General features: G+C 35.6%; 17 protein-coding genes. 13 read left to right on the top strand and 4 right to left on the bottom strand.

Annotated elements, in window-relative coordinates; genetic code table 11:
• Window positions 1–37: 37 nt before the first annotated feature.
• The 5 genes from rpsP to rplS are packed head-to-tail and all read left to right on the top strand — an operon-like array spanning window position 38 to window position 2,104.
• The gene (gene rpsP, locus CQA38_RS06250; RefSeq protein ID WP_137633144.1) at window positions 38–265 is read left to right on the top strand and encodes a 30S ribosomal protein S16; all 228 of its coding nucleotides are present in this window, start codon (window positions 38–40) and stop codon (window positions 263–265) included.
• Window positions 266–267: 2 nt separating this feature from the next.
• Entirely contained in the window at window positions 268–513 is a 246-nt protein-coding gene (locus tag CQA38_RS06255) for a KH domain-containing protein (protein ID WP_137633145.1), read from the top strand.
• A gap of 3 nt (window positions 514–516) precedes the next feature.
• Complete coding sequence (rimM, locus tag CQA38_RS06260) at window positions 517–1,044, top strand: ribosome maturation factor RimM (RefSeq protein ID WP_137633146.1); 528 nt, start codon at window positions 517–519, stop codon at window positions 1,042–1,044.
• A complete protein-coding gene (gene trmD, locus CQA38_RS06265; RefSeq protein WP_137633147.1) occupies window positions 1,041–1,748 on the top strand; it encodes a tRNA (guanosine(37)-N1)-methyltransferase TrmD in 708 nt (235 codons plus the stop codon). The genes rimM and trmD overlap by 4 nt, the downstream gene beginning before the upstream one ends.
• Window positions 1,748–2,104, top strand: a complete 357-nt coding sequence (gene rplS / locus CQA38_RS06270; protein WP_137633148.1) for a 50S ribosomal protein L19 — start codon at window positions 1,748–1,750, stop codon at window positions 2,102–2,104. The genes trmD and rplS overlap by 1 nt, the downstream gene beginning before the upstream one ends.
• A gap of 107 nt (window positions 2,105–2,211) precedes the next feature.
• Here rplS and rseP read toward each other — a convergent pair whose 3' ends face one another.
• The 4 genes from rseP to CQA38_RS06290 all read right to left on the bottom strand — a co-directional run bounded on the left by rseP (window position 2,212) and on the right by CQA38_RS06290 (window position 5,636).
• On the bottom strand, window positions 2,212–3,321 hold the full coding sequence (gene rseP / locus CQA38_RS06275; protein ID WP_137633149.1) for an RIP metalloprotease RseP: 1,110 nt from the start codon (window positions 3,319–3,321) through the stop codon (window positions 2,212–2,214).
• Window positions 3,318–3,854 (bottom strand): CDP-diacylglycerol--glycerol-3-phosphate 3-phosphatidyltransferase, encoded by a 537-nt coding sequence (gene pgsA, locus CQA38_RS06280; RefSeq protein WP_137633150.1) that lies wholly within the window; start codon window positions 3,852–3,854, stop codon window positions 3,318–3,320. The genes rseP and pgsA overlap by 4 nt, the downstream gene beginning before the upstream one ends.
• 253 nt (window positions 3,855–4,107) lie before the next feature.
• Window positions 4,108–4,530: a GNAT family N-acetyltransferase gene (locus tag CQA38_RS06285; RefSeq protein ID WP_137633151.1), complete on the bottom strand. Its 423-nt coding sequence runs from the start codon at window positions 4,528–4,530 to the stop codon at window positions 4,108–4,110.
• Between the two features lie 17 nt (window positions 4,531–4,547).
• Window positions 4,548–5,636, bottom strand: a complete 1,089-nt coding sequence (locus CQA38_RS06290) for a CinA family protein (RefSeq protein WP_137633152.1) — start codon at window positions 5,634–5,636, stop codon at window positions 4,548–4,550.
• Window positions 5,637–5,736: 100 nt separating this feature from the next.
• Between CQA38_RS06290 and ileS the strand changes: the two genes are divergently transcribed.
• The 8 genes from ileS to CQA38_RS06330 all read left to right on the top strand — a co-directional run bounded on the left by ileS (window position 5,737) and on the right by CQA38_RS06330 (window position 17,821).
• A complete protein-coding gene (gene ileS, locus CQA38_RS06295) occupies window positions 5,737–8,502 on the top strand; it encodes an isoleucine--tRNA ligase (RefSeq protein WP_137633153.1) in 2,766 nt (921 codons plus the stop codon).
• A gap of 96 nt (window positions 8,503–8,598) precedes the next feature.
• Window positions 8,599–9,960: an Asp-tRNA(Asn)/Glu-tRNA(Gln) amidotransferase subunit GatA gene (gene gatA / locus CQA38_RS06300; protein WP_137633154.1), complete on the top strand. Its 1,362-nt coding sequence runs from the start codon at window positions 8,599–8,601 to the stop codon at window positions 9,958–9,960.
• Window positions 9,957–11,411 (top strand): IMP dehydrogenase, encoded by a 1,455-nt coding sequence (gene guaB, locus CQA38_RS06305; protein ID WP_137633155.1) that lies wholly within the window; start codon window positions 9,957–9,959, stop codon window positions 11,409–11,411. The genes gatA and guaB overlap by 4 nt, the downstream gene beginning before the upstream one ends.
• Window positions 11,408–11,581, top strand: a complete 174-nt coding sequence (xseB, locus tag CQA38_RS06310) for an exodeoxyribonuclease VII small subunit (RefSeq protein ID WP_137633156.1) — start codon at window positions 11,408–11,410, stop codon at window positions 11,579–11,581. Before guaB ends, xseB begins: the two co-directional genes overlap by 4 nt.
• A complete protein-coding gene (locus CQA38_RS06315; protein WP_137633157.1) occupies window positions 11,574–12,362 on the top strand; it encodes a carbon-nitrogen hydrolase family protein in 789 nt (262 codons plus the stop codon). Before xseB ends, CQA38_RS06315 begins: the two co-directional genes overlap by 8 nt.
• Before the next feature lie 12 nt (window positions 12,363–12,374).
• Window positions 12,375–14,207 (top strand): motility associated factor glycosyltransferase family protein, encoded by a 1,833-nt coding sequence (locus CQA38_RS06320; protein ID WP_249355219.1) that lies wholly within the window; start codon window positions 12,375–12,377, stop codon window positions 14,205–14,207.
• A 112-nt stretch (window positions 14,208–14,319) separates the two neighbouring features.
• Window positions 14,320–15,609, top strand: a complete 1,290-nt coding sequence (gene murC, locus CQA38_RS06325) for a UDP-N-acetylmuramate--L-alanine ligase (RefSeq protein ID WP_137633158.1) — start codon at window positions 14,320–14,322, stop codon at window positions 15,607–15,609.
• A gap of 13 nt (window positions 15,610–15,622) precedes the next feature.
• Window positions 15,623–17,821: an endonuclease MutS2 gene (locus CQA38_RS06330; RefSeq protein ID WP_137633159.1), complete on the top strand. Its 2,199-nt coding sequence runs from the start codon at window positions 15,623–15,625 to the stop codon at window positions 17,819–17,821.
• Window positions 17,822–17,892 lie beyond the last annotated feature (71 nt).

Consider the following 17,892-nt stretch of genomic DNA (forward strand, 5'->3'; position numbering starts at 1 on the left):
TATGAGTAAATTTTAATTTTTTTAAGGAGAACAAACAATGACAGTGATTAGACTTACAAGAATGGGACGTAAAAAAAGACCATTTTATCGTATAGTAGTAACTGACAGCCGCAAACGTCGTGATGGTAGCTGGATAGAAAGTATAGGGTATTATAATCCTATGGTAGAACCAGAAGTGATTAAATTTGATGCTGAACGTTTAGCGTATTGGAAAAGCGTTGGTGCAAAGCTTAGCGATAAAGTGGCTTCTATTACAAGCAAATAATCATGGTTGAAGATTTTTTAAAAGAATACGCAAAGCTTATCGCTGATTATCCAGAAAAGATCAGCACCCAGCGTTTAAATTTAGATGAAAACTTTGCTGAAATCATCATCTATGCGGATAAAGTTGATACAGGCAAACTGATCGGCAAAAATGGCAAGATGATTAATGCGATTAAAACCGTGATTTCAGCGTGCAAAAGCAAGGATTTGACAAGCTATAAAGTCAGCGTAAAAAGCCTTGATGAATGATTTATGGATAATAAAGTTCTTGTAGCAAAACTCGGTAGAAGCGTTGGACTTAAGGGCTTTGTAAAGCTTCATAATCTCAGCGATTTTATACAGCAGTTTAAAAAAGGGGCAAGCTTTTTGGATAAAAAAAACAAAAAGCTCGTCATTAAAGAATTTGATCAGCAAAACCAGCTTGTCCTCTTTGAAGGCTTTGAAAGTCTTGAGCTTGCTAAATCCCTCACAAACGAGCTTTTATATCAAAGCCTTACACATACCCGTCAAACTTGCAAGCTTGAGAAAGATGAGTATTTTTATTTTGACATTATTGCTTGTATAGTATTTGAAGAGGACTTAAAACTCGGCGAAGTTGTAGATATACTTGAAACTTCAGCTTCATATCTTTTTTTAATTAAAACTGATGAAGAGCTTGTTAAGCAAGGCTTTGTAAAAGAATTTTATGTGCCTTATGCAGATAAATATATCCAAAAAGTTGAGCTTGAAAATAAGATGATCTTTACTCACAACGCTTTTGAGCTATTAAAAAGCTTATGAAATTTAGTTTTATCACCCTTTTTCCAGAGCTTATACAGCCTTATTTTAAGGACTCTATACTTGCAAGAGCTGAGCAAAAGGAGCTTTTGGAGTTTGAGTTTTATAATCCAAGGGATTTTAGCACTGATAAGCATAAAAAAGTAGATAGTTATAAAATCGGCGGAGGAGCAGGGCTTTTGCTTCAAACCCAGCCCTTATTTGACTGCCTTTATAGCATGCAAGAAAAGGACTTTAATACGCATTTTATATTTTTAAATCCTTGCGGAAAAGTTTTTAAACAAAAAGACGCTAGACGTTTGGCTCATAAAAAACATATTTGTTTTGTGTGTGGGCGTTATGAGGGCATTGATGAAAGAGTAAGTGAAGAATTTGCAAATGAAATTTTTAGTATAGGTGATTTTGTACTTACGGGTGGAGAGCTTGGTGCTTTAGTGCTTTGTGATGCCATAAGCCGCAATATAAAAGGTGTGCTTGGCAATAGCTTAAGCCTTGATGAAGAAAGCTTTGAAAATGATTTACTTGAAGCTCCTTCTTTCACTAAGCCCTTTATTTTTGAAAAAAATAATAAAAAATTTCTTCCCCCTTCAGCCTTTTTAAAGGGAAATCACGCTAAAATTGCAAGCTTAAAAGAAAAACTAGCGTTGTGTAAAACAAGCTTTTTCAATCCAAGCTTATACCAAAAACGCAAAATTAAGGACAAATGATGAAAAATAAATACATACAGCAGTTTGAAGATGCTCAAATCAAAGAAAAAAAAGTCCCAGACTTTCGTGCAGGCGATACGCTCAAGCTTGCTATTCGCATCAAAGAAGGCGATAAGTCAAGAATTCAAAACTTTGAAGGGCTTTGTATAGCTCGTAGGGGTAATGGCACAGGTGAAACCTTTATCGTTCGTAAAATGGGCGCAAACAATATAGGCGTTGAAAGAATTTTTCCTATTTATAGTGAAAGCTTAGAGAGCATAAGCGTGCTTAGAAGAGGACGCGTTCGCCGTGCAAGACTTTTCTATCTTAGAGACAGACGCGGTAAAGCTGCTCGTATCAAAGAGCTTAAAAAATAATTTTTTAAAAGCTTACTCACAGCAAAAAGCTTCCTTGCTGTGAGTTTAAATTTCTTCTTTTTTCTTACTTGATTTTATCACTTGCTTTGCTTTAAAAAATAAGAAGTTTATTGTTTTAAAGCCAATCTTACTATATCATTATAAGTTGCAAAAATCATCACACTTAAAAGTAAGGCTAAGCCACCATAACTAAGATATTCAAAGGCTTTAGCTGGAACCTTTCTTCTAAAAATAAGCTCGTATATATTAAATACTATATGTCCGCCATCAAGCATAGGTATAGGCAAGAGATTGAGTATGCCAAGATTAATGGAGATAAGAGCTGTGATGAGAAAAAGGCTTACAAGGCTGTGTTGTGAGGCTTTGGAAGTAAAATCAACCATAGTAATCACCCCACCTAAATTCTTAGCATCAAGTTCGCCAACGATAAGCTTAACTAAGCCTTTAATGATAAGCATACTAGCTTCTACACTTTCTTCGTATGCGTATAAAAAGGCATTAAAGCCTGTATAGTAAAAAGTTTTACTCTCATTGCTCGGTGCTATGCCAATGAGTGGCTTTTGCACAATTTGTAAAAACTCATTATAGCCTTCCGCGACTTCAGGCATAAGTGAGATATTAAGTCTTTCATTAGCTCTTTGTACAAGTAAATTTAAGCGTTCATTTTTAATCTCTTTTCTAAGCTCATCAAAGCTAAAAACTTCTTTATTATTGACGCTTATTATGGTATCTCCTACCATCAAGCCAGCTTTTTGTGCGGCTGAGTTTTGGGCTATAAAACCTATAGTTGGAGCAAGTTTGCTTACCCCTAAATGTGCGATGGCAAGATAAAGCAAAAAGGCTAGGATAAGATTGAAAAATGGACCAGCAAAGAGTATATAAATTTTTTGTAAGGGTTTTAAGACACTGTAGCTGTCTTTTTCAAACACTTCTTTACCAGGCTTTAAATCATCTTGTCCCTTAAGTTTGACATAGCCACCAAGAGGTAAGGCACTTAAGCGATATGCTGTGCCTTTAAATTCTTTTTCAAGCAGGGCTTTACCAAAACCTATGCTAAAGACTTCAACCTTGACTCTTAAGGATTTTGCAGCTAAAAAATGCCCCAATTCATGAAAAAAGATTAAAAAAGAAATCACAAGCAAGGTTACAAAAAAGCTTGCAGAGTAAAAATACACCCCAAGTATGATAATGGCAAGTAAAAACAATAAAGATTTCATTTATCTGCCCTTTGCTTGTGTTTAAGATAAACAAGGATATATTCTAAGCCAGAGTATAAAGTCAAGATCAAAGCAAGATAAAGCAAAGCCTCGCCAAAAATCCATTCCATCATCAAAAAAATCACCGCTATCATTTGAAAAGCAGTTTTAAGTTTGCCAGCAAATGAAGCGCTAATGTCTATATTTTCAGCCTGCATAACCACGCGAAAACCAGTGATGAAAAACTCACGCACTAAGATAAGATACACCACCCAAGCATTAGCTCTATCAAGAAGTAAAAGCCCTAAAAAAGCAGCAAGCAAAAGCATTTTATCAGCTAAAGGATCAAGTATGGCTCCTAGTTTTGTCTTTTGTCCCCACGCCCTTGCAATGTATCCATCAAAAAAGTCAGTAAGAGCAGCTACGCCAAAAATCAGTGTTGCAAAATAATTTATCCAGCTTGAATGTAAGCTTTGAAATTTAAAAGTAAGCACAAAAAAAAGTAAAGGTGCAAGTAATATACGAAATAAAGCAAGTATATTTGGCAAATTCATCAATAAAACCTTAAATTTTTAGCCCAATCATAACGAAAAAAACTCAATTAGCGGTTAATAAAAGCCTATATTTATTGTCTATAAGAATAAATTTGTGCTAAAATTTTGTCCACTTATATGGATTTTTAAAGCGAATGAAAAGGAATATATAGTGCAATGTAACACAGAAAATGTTAAATATTTCCCAACTTTTGAGATGGAGTTTAATCAAATATAAATTATTCTTTCTTAAAAAATCTTTTCAAGATCGATTTTATAGACCTTTCTTAAATACAAAGCCTGTTTTTTCAAAAGCCATTTTTTCTTCATAAAAGCTATGTGCTTCTTTTCTAAAAAAACTTGAGCTTAGCTCTAGTTCTTTATAGCCTTGAGCCTTTGCCCAGCTTTCAAGCTCTTTAAGGCATCTTGCTCCAACGCCCTTACCCCTTAAGCGCTCATCAACCACAAAATCGCAAATATAAAGACAAGATTCATGATAAAGCACATTAAAAGGCATAACCCCGCAAAGTGCTATAAATTCATCTTTTTCATCTTTAAATGCAAAAAGTTTATAATGCTGGGTTTTAAAAGCAAGTGTAGCTTTATCTAAAAACTCAGCTAAAGTAAGGCTTGGGCGAAGTTGTTTTATCAGCTTAAAGGCTTTTTCTAAGTCATCTTTTTGCTTCAGTTCTTGCATTGTATTTTTCCTTAAATTTAAACAAAAATTTCAGGCTTAAGTCGCATCATCAAGCAAAACGCAGCCAAGCAAGCTTGTTCTCTGATGAAATTTCTATTACCTTTAAAATCAAGCATTTCTTGCAAAAAAGTGCCATCTTTATACATCGCCCCTATAAACACCCTGCCACTTTTGCAAGTTGGTTCATCAGCCTCGCCAGCTACCCCGCTGATAGCTAAAGCAAAATCGCACCCACTTGTTTTAAAAGTGCCTTTAAGCATAAAATATACACAACGTTCGCTATACTCGCCCCCATCTTCAAGCACGCTTTGGCTAATGCCAAGCCATTCGTGTTTTAAGCGGTTTGAATAGGTGATTAAAGAGCCTTCAAAAAGGGCAGAAACACCATCAATTTTTGCTAAATTTGCTGCACAAAGTCCAGCTGTGCAAGATTCTGCGAAAGAAATTTTAAGATTTTTTTCTTTGAGTGTTTGCGCGATGTATTCAAGGGGATTGTTGCCAAACATCATTTTTGCACCAAAAAGGTTTTTGCATGCTATAAAAAAGCTTTCAAGTTTGGCGTGTTCTATATTGCTTGCTTTGATGAGTATGAGATTTTCTAAAATGCTTGTAGTTTGTATGCTTGTGTCATAGGATTTTGTTAAGGTTTCAAGCAAGAGCCTTGCACTTTCTTCGTCTATATCTTTAAGCATAAAAAAGTCAAATTCATCTTCAAGTTCGTGAAGTATGGCAGGAAGTTTTTGCTGTAGTTCTGTTTTAATGCAATTGACTTTTGATCTTTCAAAAGTGCTGATAAAGCCATGTTGATCAAAGGTTAAAGTTTTTGAAGGCACTAAAATATCATTTTTTAAAACAAGCAAATCTTCATTTAAAGTGGCTAAAATCTTTGCGAGGATAACATAATTTGTTTGATTTGAAAAGATAGTGATATAGTTAAATTCTTTGATCCAGTTCTCAAGCAAAAAAGGCAAATCTTTACTTGCTTTGGTAAGAATTTTAAGCTCATTGAGCTCTTTGAATTTTTTTTCATATTCTTCACAAATATAAGCGATAAAATTTTTATGCAAGTGTAAATCTTCACCTATAATCAAAAGCAAATGTCTCATTTTTTTCCTTATTTTTTTGAAATTATAGCTAATTTAAAGTCAAATTTAAAGCATTTTTAAGTAAAATTGTAGCTTATATTTAAGTTGTTTAAGGAAAATTATGGATTATAAAGATACTTTGCTTTTACCAAATACGAGTTTTGCTATGCGTGCAAACCTTCCAGAAAACGAGCCAAAGGCTTTTCAAAGGTGGTTTGAAAACAATTATGCGTATGAAAAAATGAAAAAAAAGCGAGAAAAAGCAAGCAAAAGTTTTACGCTTCATGATGGTCCTCCTTATGCAAATGGCTATATTCACATAGGACATGCCTTAAATAAAATCCTTAAAGAAACTATCATTAAAACACATTATTTTAATGGCGAAAAAGTGCGTTTTACACCGGGGTGGGATTGTCATGGTTTGCCTATAGAACAGCAAGTTGAGCTGAATTTAAAAGAAAAAAAACAAAGTGCAAATACTCAAGAAATTCGCACGCTTTGCCGTGATCATGCAAACAAATTTATCACTTTGCAAAAAGAAGGTTTTAAAGAACTTGGTGTGATTGCAGACTGGGATAAGCCTTATTTGACTATGGACTTTGCTTTTGAAGCAAATATTTATCGTGCGCTTTGCAAGGTGCTTGAAAAAGGGCTTTTGCTTGAAAGAAGCAAGCCTGTATTTTGGAGCTGGGCAGCTCAATCAGCCTTAGCTGAAGCTGAGGTAGAATATGAAGATAAAGAGGATTATTCACTTTTTGTAGCCTTTGATTTAGATGAAAAAGCTTGTGAAAAGCTTGGAGTAAAAGAAGCAAAGGCTGTGATTTGGACAACTACGCCTTGGACTTTGGTAGCAAATGTAGCCATAGCCTTAAATCCAGATGAAGAATACGTACTTACAAGTGAAAATTTAATCTTTGCAAAGCCTTTGCTTAAAAGTATGGTAGAAAAGGGCTTAACTAAAGCTCAAGTGCAAAAAAGCTTTAAAGCTAGTGAGCTTGAGTATCTTGAGGCTATCAATCCTTTAAATTCGAGAAAATCCTTACTCATATTAGGCGATCATGTCTTAATGGACGGAGGAACTGGGCTTGTGCATACAGCTCCAGGACATGGTGAAGATGATTATCATGTGGGGTTAAAATACAAGCTTGAAGTGCTTATGCCTGTTGATGATAAGGGGCTTTATGATGAAACTTTAAGAACAAAAGCACTTTTACCACAAGATAAACTTGATGAGTTTATCGGACTTCATATCTTTAAGGCAAATGAAAAGATTATAGAGCTGCTTGGCTCAAGTGTGTTATCTTGTTCTAAATTCATACATTCTTATCCATTTTGCTGGAGGACGCACAAACCTGTGATTTATAGGGCGACAAAGCAATGGTTTGTTGTGATGGATGAAAAAAAACTTAGCCAAAAAAGCCTAAGAGAGCTCGCCTTAAAAGAGCTTGAAAAGATCAAATTTTATCCACAAAGTGGGATTAAACGCATAGGTTCTATGGTGCAAAATCGCCCTGATTGGTGTATCTCAAGGCAAAGAGCTTGGGGAACACCAATAGCTTTTTTAAGAGACAAAAAAACAAAAGAAGTGCTTTTAGACTTTGCTTTATATGAGCATATAGCAAAGATTTTTGAGCAAAAAGGAGCTGATGCGTGGTGGAATTTGAGCATAGCTGAACTTTTACCGCCAAACTCAAGCTATGAGGCTAAAGACTTAGAAAAGGTTGAAGATATACTTGATGTGTGGTTTGATAGCGGTTCTACCTTTGAGGCTGTGCTTAAAAGCGGACTTTATGATGCAGGCGAATTTCCAGCAAGTATGTATTTAGAGGGTAGCGATCAGCACAGAGGTTGGTTTCAAAGCTCGCTTTTAATCTCTTCAATCATCAATGAAAAAGCCCCTTATAAAAGTGTTTTAACGCATGGTTTTACCATAGATGAAAAGGGTCAAAAGATGAGTAAGTCTAAGGGCAATGTCATCGATCCAAAAATGGTTGCAAAGACTTATGGAGTAGAGGTTTTAAGGCTGTGGATTTTTTTAAGTGATTATTCAAGTGATTTAAAAATTTCAGAAAATATACTCAAACAAGTTGCCGAGCAATACAGAAAAATCCGCAATACCTTACGTTTTCTACTCGCAAATACTAACGATCTTGAATTCTTAGAAACACAAAATTTTAGCCTCATTGATAAGTGGATATTAAGCAAAGCAAGCAAGGTTTTTGCAAGCACAAAGGCTTTGTTTGATGCTTATGAATTTGCTAAAGCTTATGGACTTTTGATGAATTTTCTCATCGCTGATTTAAGTGGAATTTATCTTGATATTTGCAAGGATAGATTGTATTGTGATGCAAAAAACTCAGCCAAAAGACAAAGTGCGCAAAGTGCTATGGCTTTGATAGCAAAAGAGCTTTTAATCTTACTAGCTCCTACCTTAACTTACAGCGTTGATGAGGCTTTAGAGCATGCAAATACGCTTATAAAAGGCAGTGCAAAAGATGTATTTGATCTTTGTTTTGATGGGGGCTTGGAGTATGATTTTAAGATAGAAGATGAATTATTGCTGAGTGCTAGAGCGAAATTTTTAGAACAAATTGACACTCTTAAAAAGGATAAAATCATCAAATCAACCTTAGAACTCAGCCTGCAAAGCACAGCAAATGAGCTTTTAAGCCATGATATAAGTGAGATTGAGGACTTTTTTATGGTGAGCGAGGTGCAAAGCTTTGATCAAAGTGAGGCTTTGGCTGAATTTAGTGTAGGAGATCATCAATTTAAAATCATTAAAGCAAGCAAGCACAAATGCCCAAGATGTTGGAAATTTCATGCTAAAAGTGAAAATGAACCTTGCTCAAGATGTGCTAAGGTTTTAAAGGCGATGAATGTTTAGTCAAGAAGTGCCAACAAGTCTTATCATCACAACGATAATTGTCGTTTTTGCCCTAGCTGGGCTTTTTTTTGTTTTAATTAAGAAAAAGGATAAACAATGCTAAGTTTAAAAGAGGCTTTAAAGCTTTCAAAAAATGAGCTTGATGAGCTAAGAAAAGAGCTTAATGAAAGAGCTAAAAAAGAAGCAAAAATAGGTGCTTATGTCGAGCAGTTTTTAGGAAAAGATTTAAGTCAAAGTGGGGATGGTGTGCCTATAGCGATAAAGGATAATATCAGCGTAAAAGACTGGGAGCTTACTTGTGCAAGCAAGATTTTACAAGGTTATGTTGCGCCTTATGATGCTACGGCTATAGTAAATTTAAAGAAAAATGGCTTTGCACCCTATGGCAGGGCAAATATGGACGAATTTGCTATGGGAAGCACCACAGCAACTTCCTTTTATGGTAAAACCTTAAATCCTCTTAATCCCTCACGAGTTCCAGGCGGTTCAAGTGGAGGCAGTGCCGCAGCAGTTGCAGCAAACTTAGCTCTAGCAAGCTTAGGCTCTGATACGGGCGGTTCTGTGCGTCAGCCAGCAGCTTTTTGTGGTTGTGTGGGCTTTAAGCCAAGTTATGGCAGGGTAAGCAGGTATGGACTTAGTGCCTACTCATCAAGCCTTGATCAAATCGGCGTTTTAACAAGAAGCGTTGAGGACGCTGCTTTTCTTTATGATGCTATAGCTGGAGCTGATGAAAAAGACAGCACCAGCTTAAATGAGCCTTTTGAGCTAACTGCACCAAAGCTAAATCCCAAAGCAAAAGCCAAAATTGCTGTGATACAAAATTATATAGATGAATGCACTCCAGAGGTAAAAAGTGCTTTATTAGCAAGCCTTGATAAGCTTAAAAGCGAAGGCTTTGAGCTTGAGTTTCACTCCTTGCAAGATTCTAAATTTGATATAGCAGCATATTATATCATCGCTACGGCTGAAGCAAGTGCGAATTTAAGCCGCTATGATGGGGTGCGTTATGGAAGAAGGGCTGAAAATTTAAGCAATCTTAAGGATTTATATATAAAAAGCAGAAGCGAGGGCTTTGGTGATGAGGTTAAAAGACGCATAATGCTAGGATGTTTTGTGCTTAGCAGTGGGTATTATGATGCGTATTATATCAAGGCTCAAAAAGCAAGGGCATTGATTAAGCAAAAATATGACGAGCTTTTAAAAGGAGCTGATCTTATCTTTATGCCTGTTACTCCAAGCACAGCCTTTGAGTTTAACAGCCAAAAAAGCCCTATGCAAGTGTATTTAGAAGATATTTTTACCATTTCTGTAAATTTAGCTGGTTTGGCTGGAATTTCTGTGCCTATAGCTAAGGATAAGGATGGGCTTAATATCTCAGCTCAGCTTATTTCAAATGATGAATTAAAGCTTTTAAACTCAGCCCTTAGCCTTGAAAATTTAGTAAAGGAAAACAAATGAAGATCATCAAACGCGCTTTAACCTTTGAAGATGTGCTTTTAGTGCCTCAGTATTCTGAAATTTTACCTAAAGAAGTAAGGGTAGAAACTCGCTTAAGTAAAAACTTAAAACTTAATATCCCTATAATCTCAGCAGCCATGGACACAGTTACAGAACACAGAGCTGCTATTACTATGGCAAGGCTTGGAGGAGTAGGCATAATCCACAAAAATATGGATACAGCAAGCCAAGCAAGAGAAGTCAAACGAGTGAAAAAAAGTGAAAGCGGAGTTATCATCGATCCTATTTTCATCAGCCCAAAAGCAAGCGTAAAAGACGCTCTTGATCTTATGGCAGAGTATAGAATTTCAGGCGTTCCAGTTGTTGATGAAGAAAAAGTTCTCATAGGCATTTTAACAAATCGTGATTTGCGTTTTGAAGGTAGGCTTGATAACTTGGTTGAAAATGTCATGACAAAAGCGCCTTTAATCACGGCTTTAAAAGGCTGCACCCTTGATGATGCAGAAAAGATTTTTAGCACAAACAAGGTAGAAAAACTCCCAATCGTCGATGAAAAAGGACGCCTTGAGGGCTTAATCACCATTAAAGATTTAAAAAAACGCAAAGAATACCCAAATTCAAACAAAGATGAGTTTGGAAGGCTCTTAGTTGGTGCTGCTGTTGGAGTAGGACAGCTTGAGAGGGTACAAGCTCTTGTTGAAGCTGGGGTTGATATCATTGTGCTTGATAGCGCACATGGGCATTCAAAGGGTATTATTGATACAGCAAAGGCTATAAAAAAGACCTTTCCTAAGCTTGAGCTCATCGCTGGTAATGTCGCTACAGCAAAAGCCACAAAGGCTCTTTGTGAGGCTGGGGTTGATGGGGTTAAGGTAGGGATTGGACCAGGAAGTATTTGCACTACACGTATAGTTTCAGGTGTAGGCGTGCCTCAAATTTCAGCCATAGAAGAATGTGCCTTAGAGGCGAGTAAATTTGGTGTTCCAGTGATAGCTGATGGAGGCATTAAATACTCAGGCGATATAGCAAAGGCTCTTGCAGCAGGAGCAAGCTCAGTGATGATAGGCTCACTTTTAGCTGGCACTGATGAAAGTCCGGGCGAGCTTTTTACCTTTCAAGGCAGGCAGTATAAGACTTATAGAGGCATGGGAAGCTTAGCAGCTATGCAAAAGGGAAGCTCAGATCGCTATTTTCAAGAAGGAACAGCCAGTGAAAAGCTCGTGCCAGAAGGCATAGAAGGACGTGTGCCTTATATAGGCAATATCAAAAGTGTGCTTCATCAGCTTGTAGGTGGTTTAAGATCGGCTATGGGTTATGTTGGAGCAATGGATATACTTGATTTTCAAGAAAAGGCTGAATTTGTAGAAATCACTTCAGCTGGGCTTAAAGAAAGCCATGTGCATGATGTCATCATCACTCAAGAAGCCCCAAATTATAAGGTCAATCAATGAGCTTTGAAGAGAATTTAAACAAGGCAAACAAAGCCCTAGAGGAGCTTAACAAAGATGAATTAAGTCTTGATGAAAGCGTAAAAATTTACAAACAAGGCTTAGAATTTATCAAAAATGCAAGAGAGCTTTTAGAAAAAGCTAAGCTTGAGATAAAGGAAATTGATGAGTAAAATAGCTGCACTTCAGCTAGCGACTTTGCCTTTAAGCGAGATGAGGCTTGATTATTATCTTAAAGCTTCAAAACAAAGTGGGGCAAATCTTGTCGTGCTTGGCGAATATGTGCTAAACAGCTTTTTTACCGAGCTTTTAACCATGCCTAAAAATATGATTAAAGAACAAAGCGAGGCAAAAAAAGAAAGCCTCGTGCGTTTAGCAAAAAAGTATGAACTCAGTATCATCGCGCCTTTTATCGAGGTGCAAAGTAAAGCTTATAAAAAAGTGTGTTTAAAGGTAACTTCAAATGGCGAAATTTCAAGCTACGAACAGCAAATTCTTATGCCTTATACGCACTGGAATGAAGAGAAATTCTTTAGCAACAAAAGCACGAACTTAAAACTTTTTCATTTTGATTATGAGGGTATAAAATGCGCCTTGCTTTTTGGCTTTGAGGCTCATTTTGACGCCTTTTGGGCTTTGATAAGATCAAAAAAAATCGATCTAGTGATACTGCCAAGTGCTTGCACTTTTAAAAGTCAGCAAAGATGGCTAGAACTTCTTAAAACAAGGGCTTTTTTAAACTCAGTAGCTATTTTAAGAGTAAACCGCATAGGACAGCCAAAACACGATGATGATTGGCTTTTTTATGGCGATAGTTTGTATATAAATGCTTTTGGCGAGCTTGAAGACAGGCTAAAATCTGATGAAGAAATGCTTATCATAGAGCCTGTAAAGGCTGATGAGGCGCGTAAAATTTGGGGCTTTGATAGACTAGCTAAAAAGCATAAGGCTTAAAAAAGGTTAGATTTGAATTTAAATGCCGAAATTTTAAATAAAAATATTGCAGCGCTTATCTCAGGCACAAATGAGCCACTTGCTCGCAAGCTTTTAGATTTTTTGAAAAGCAAAAGTTTTACTCGCTTTAGTTTAAGTGAGGATTTTAATATCTATGACAAAAGCAATCAAACCTTTATGTATGAAAATTTAGAAAATGAGCTAGAGCATTTTTATACACATATACTTGCTTCAAGTCCTCGTTATCCTTTTATCTGTCTTTATGGTATAGCTAATGCTTTTCTTGTGAAAAAGCTTGCAAGGCATTATAAACATATCTTTGTTTTTGAAAGCGAGCTTGAGCTTTTTGCTTTGGCTTTATCAAGCGTTGATCTAAGCTTGGAGCTAACAAGCGGAAAGGTTTATCTCATCGATAGCTTAGAAGAAAAGGTAGCAACACAACTTTTGATTTTGTTTGATCAAAAAGATATGTTTGAATACCTTCTTTTATATGAGCTTTTTATAAACAATGCCTATTATAGTCGTTTTTATGAGCAAGAGCTTAAAAACATCAATGAATTTATCCTAGAGCATATTCAAATCGTTATTCGCAATCTTAATCTTAACTCAGAACTTCCCTTGTTGAGTTATCAGAATTTTCTTAACAATGCACCCACGATGCTTCAAAGCATTCCTTTTCAAAAATTACTCAGTCAAAGAAAGGGTAAATTTGACACAGCCATTGTCGTTTCAGCTGGACCAAGTTTAAACAAACAGCTTGAGCTTTTAGCTAGGGTGCAAGAAAAGGCTGTGATTTTTTGTGCAGATGGAAGCTTAAATACGCTTTTAGCGTGTAAAATCAAACCAGATTATGTGACAAATTTAGATTATAGCGATCATGCTTTGAAATTTTTTCAATGCGCCTTGCCTTCAAAAACAATCAATGCCATTTCTGCTTCAACTCATCCTAGTATGCTTGCAAAACTTGAAAATAAATGCGTGATCTTAAAAACCACTCCTATATATGAGCGTTTTGGCTTGAGTGAATTTGGATATTTAGATGTTGGCACACAAGTTTCTCATTTTTCTTATGTGCTTGCTTTAGAGCTTGGTTTTAAAACCATTATCATGCTAGGACAAGATTTGGCTTTTGATGAGGCTGGAAATTCACACGCTAAAGGTTTTGCTTACGGACAAAGCTTTGAAGCTGAAGAAGAATTTACAAAGCTTAAAGTTTTAGCTTATGGCGGTAAGGGCGAGGGTTTGACGCATTATACTTGGTATGATTATAAGATCAAGCTTGAATTTCTTTTTTCTTGTAATGCTTTAAAGGCTAAATTTTACAATGCTACAGAAGGTGGAGCAAGGATAGCTTTTACTGAGGAGCTTAGTTTTAAAGAATGCTGCGAGCGTTTTTTGAGTAAAGAAAAGCCAGAATTTGAAGTCCCTAAAAGTTTGCCAGAAAACAAAAGTAAAAAGCTTTTGCTTAAATTTAAAGAAAAACTACAAAAAGATCAAAAAACTTGCGAACTTTTCTTAAATGATAGCACAAGTTTATATCAGGCTTTAGACAATATCTTAAACTCAAACAAAGATTTGCCTCTTGAGTTCTTGCAAAGCGTAAAAGCAAGTATAGAAAAGCTTAATTTTAGTTTAGATACTAGTGATTTTTGTCAAGATGGTATGCTTAGGGCGGTGTTTTTTCAAAGAGGAAGGCTTATAAGCAAGGTTTTAAATTCAAAAATTCAAGATGAAAAATTATATTTGTTTCATTTTGTGTGTGCTTATAAAGAATGGCTCGAGCTTTTTATACAAGCCTTAGATGAAAGAAAAAAAGCCATTGAAGAAGCTTTGTTTGAAAGATAATTATATTACAAATTTGTAATTCATTTTTTGTGTATAACATATCAAAGTTTTTATTTTTTGCCCTAAAATTAAGCAAAAAAAGTGTAGAATTAGCTTTTTAAATTGAAGGTTTATCATGCAAAAAATTCATTTTATCGGTATTGGTGGCATTGGCATTTCTGCTCTTGCTCGTTTTTTAAAAGAAAAAGGTTTTAGTATTAGCGGGAGTGATTTGCAAGCTTCTAAGATCACTACTGAGCTTGAAAATGAAGGCGTGATGATCAGCATTCCTCATCATAAAGACAATGTCTTAGGCAAGGACTTAGTCATTTACTCAGCTGCCATTAAAGAAGAAAATCCAGAGCTTAAAGAAGCTAGAGCAAAAGGCATAAAATGCCTTTCACGCAAAGAAGCTTTACCCCTTATCTTGCAAGATAAAAAGGTTTTTGCTGTGGCTGGAGCACATGGAAAAAGCACTACTTCAAGTATATTAGCCTCGCTTTTAGATGAAAGCTCAGTCATCATAGGAGCGATTTTAAAGGAATTTAACTCAAATATGATCTATAAAGAAAATGAAAAGCTCATCTTTGAAGCCGATGAATCAGATAGTTCTTTTTTAAACTCAAATCCTTATTTAGCCTTAGTAACAAATGCAGAAGCTGAGCACTTAGAGCATTATAATGATGATATTTCCAAGCTTCATCTAGCCTATAAAGACTTTTTAATGAGTGCAAAATTAAGAGTGATTAATGCTGAAGATGAGTTTTTAAGCACACTAAAATGCGAGGCAATAAGGCTTTATCCAAGCAAGGATATAAAAAATATCAGCATGACTTTAGAAAATTTTAAGCCCTATGTAAGCTTTGAGCTTAAGAACCTTGGTGAGTTTAAAGTGCAAGGCATGGGCGAGCATTTAGCCCTTGATGCGTCTTTAGCTATATTGGCTACTCAGCCTTTTAAAGAGCCTGAGCAAATTAGAGCAAAGTTAAAAAATTATCAAGGTATCAAAAAACGTTTTGATATACTTTTAGCCAATGAAAAATGTGCGATTATTGATGATTATGGACACCATCCAACCGAGATAAAAGCCACTTTAAAAGCAGCCTTTGAGTATGCTAAACTTGCAGGATATTCAAAAATCACAGCCATTTTTCAGCCTCATCGCTATACTCGTTTAGCTTTAAATTTGCAAGGCTTTAAAGAAGCTTTTAAGGACGTTGATGAACTCTTAATCTTGCCTGTATATGCAGCTGGAGAAAGCAAGATAGAGCTCAATTTACAAGCTGTTTTTGAAAAAGCACTTTTTATACATGATATTAAACGTATAGGAAATTCTTTGGTTGATGATAGTGGTAGAGTTTTTGATACTGGACTTATTATAGGCTTTGGGGCTGGAGATATTAGTCAAAAACTTAGGCTTTGATTAAGGGTGGTTTGTGTTAGAAAAGCTTGTCGTTCAACTTGATTTAAATGAGTATTTACAATCCTTTGAAAAGCTTTTTGCGCGTAAAAAAAGCTTTGTTTTGCAAGGTGATTCTAGCCTTCATTTTAAACGCATTAATGAACTTTGCGAGCTTGAGTTTAAGCCAGCATCAAACCTTAAAAACCTTGACATAGCTTTAACTCACTTAAGTAAGCAAGGGGTATTGCATTTAGAAGAAATTTTTGAATTTGTTAAAATCATCTCATATTTTATATATCTTAAAAAACTTGAATTTAAGCCAAATTTAGGCTCTTGGCTTGATAAGATCATTATCCCAAACGCATTTGAAAGCTTGCTTGAAAGCTTTACGCAAAAAGGCGAGTTAAAAACCGAACTTGATGAAAGGCTGATTAATCTTGAAAATGCCTTAAAGCTTAAAAAAGAAAGCATACAAAATGAGTTTAAAAAGCTTATTTATTCAAAGTCCTTAAGCCCTTATCTCATCGATACGCAAATTCATCTTATCAGCCAAAGTGAAGCCTTGCTTGTAAGAGGGGGCTTTACGCACACTATAAAGGCAAAGATAGTGGCTAGAAGCAGTAGTGGAGGCTTTTATATCCTGCCTTTAAGCGTTGAGAATTTGCAAAATGATATGGCAAAAATTCAAAATGAAAAAGAAATGATTTATTATGAATATGCTAAAAATTTCTCCTTGCTTTTGCATAAGAATTTAGCCTTTTTAAAATTTATTAATTCAGCCTTTGATCTTTTTGATCATTATAGTGCAAGGGTGCTTTTTGCTAAGGCAAGAGATTATGAATTTGTCTTAGCAAATGGGAGTAATGAAATCGTGCTTAAAGACTTTGCCCACCCAGCGCTTAAAAATCCAAAAAGCATAAGTTTAGACTTTAGCAAACAGGTCTTAATCATCACAGGGGTAAATGCTGGAGGAAAATCCATGCTTTTAAAAAGCTTGCTTGCAGCAGCCTTTTTAGCCAAATACTTACTGCCGATGAAAATCAACGCAAGCTCAAGCAAAATAGGCTCTTTTAAGCATATACAAGCCATACTTGAAGACCCGCAAAATGTCAAAAACGATATCTCAACCTTTGCGGGCAGAATGCTTGCTTTTTCAAAGCTTTTAGGACAAAAAGACTTACTTTTAGGCGTTGATGAGATAGAACTTGGCACGGATTTTGAAGAAGCAGCGAGTTTATATAGTGTTTTAATTCAAAAGCTTATGAGCCAAAATCAAAAAATCATCATCACCACCCACCACAAAAGACTTGCTATGCTACTAGCAAAGAATGAAGCTGTCGAGCTTCTTGCAGCCTTATATGATGAAGAGGCTTCGCGTCCAAAATATGAGTTTTTAAAAGGCACCATCGGTAAATCTTATGCCTTTGAAACAGCCCTTCGTTATGGCATAAGTGAAAACTTAGTTGCCAAAGCAAAGCAAATCTATGGTGAGGATAAGGGCGATCTTGAGGAGTTGGTTAATAAAAATATCAAGCTTGAACTTGAGCTTAAAACGCAGTTAAAAAGCCTTGAAAATAAAGAGCAAAAAGTCGATACAATCTTACATTCCTTAAAAGAGCAAAAAGAGCGTCAAGAAGAGCGCTTTAAAGAGCAAAGTAGTAGGCTTGAAAGGCAGTATTATGAAGCCATAAAGCAGGCTAAAGCGACTTTAGAATTTAAAGAGCTTAAAGACAGACAAAGAAGCATAAATAAAGCCAATGAGCTTAAAAAAAATATTATCTTGCCTCAAAAACAAGAGGCTAAAGACTTTAAAATCAATGATTTTGTAAAATATGAAAAAATCAAAGGAAAAATTAAAGCCTTAAAAAAAGATGAAGCCTTGATAGAATGTGAAGGTTTAAGTTTAAGAGTGCCTTTAAGCTTACTTAAAAAAAGTGGAGAATTGCCAAAAGCTACTCAAAAAACAAATATTAAGGTTGATAGAGTGCAAAATTTAAGCCCAAGCTTAGATTTACACGGCTTAAGAAGTGAAGAAGCCATAGAAAAGCTTGATAAATACCTTTCAGATGCTTTAATAGTAGGCTTTGATGAGGTGCTAATATATCATGGCATAGGCACAGGAAAGCTTGCCTTTGCGGTAAAAGAGTTTTTAAAGACGCATAAAAGTGTGAAAGAATTTAGTGACGCACCTTTAAATCAAGGTGGTTTTGGAGCAAAGCTAGTGAGGCTTTAACTTCTCTTAAGATAAGTTTTGTTTAAGCTTTATTTTTATAATGAAAGTGTAAAAATATAAAAAATTATTTT

It is taken from the genome of Campylobacter sp. MIT 12-5580, assembly GCF_005406235.1.
In the GTDB taxonomy this organism is placed as follows: domain Bacteria; phylum Campylobacterota; class Campylobacteria; order Campylobacterales; family Campylobacteraceae; genus Campylobacter_D.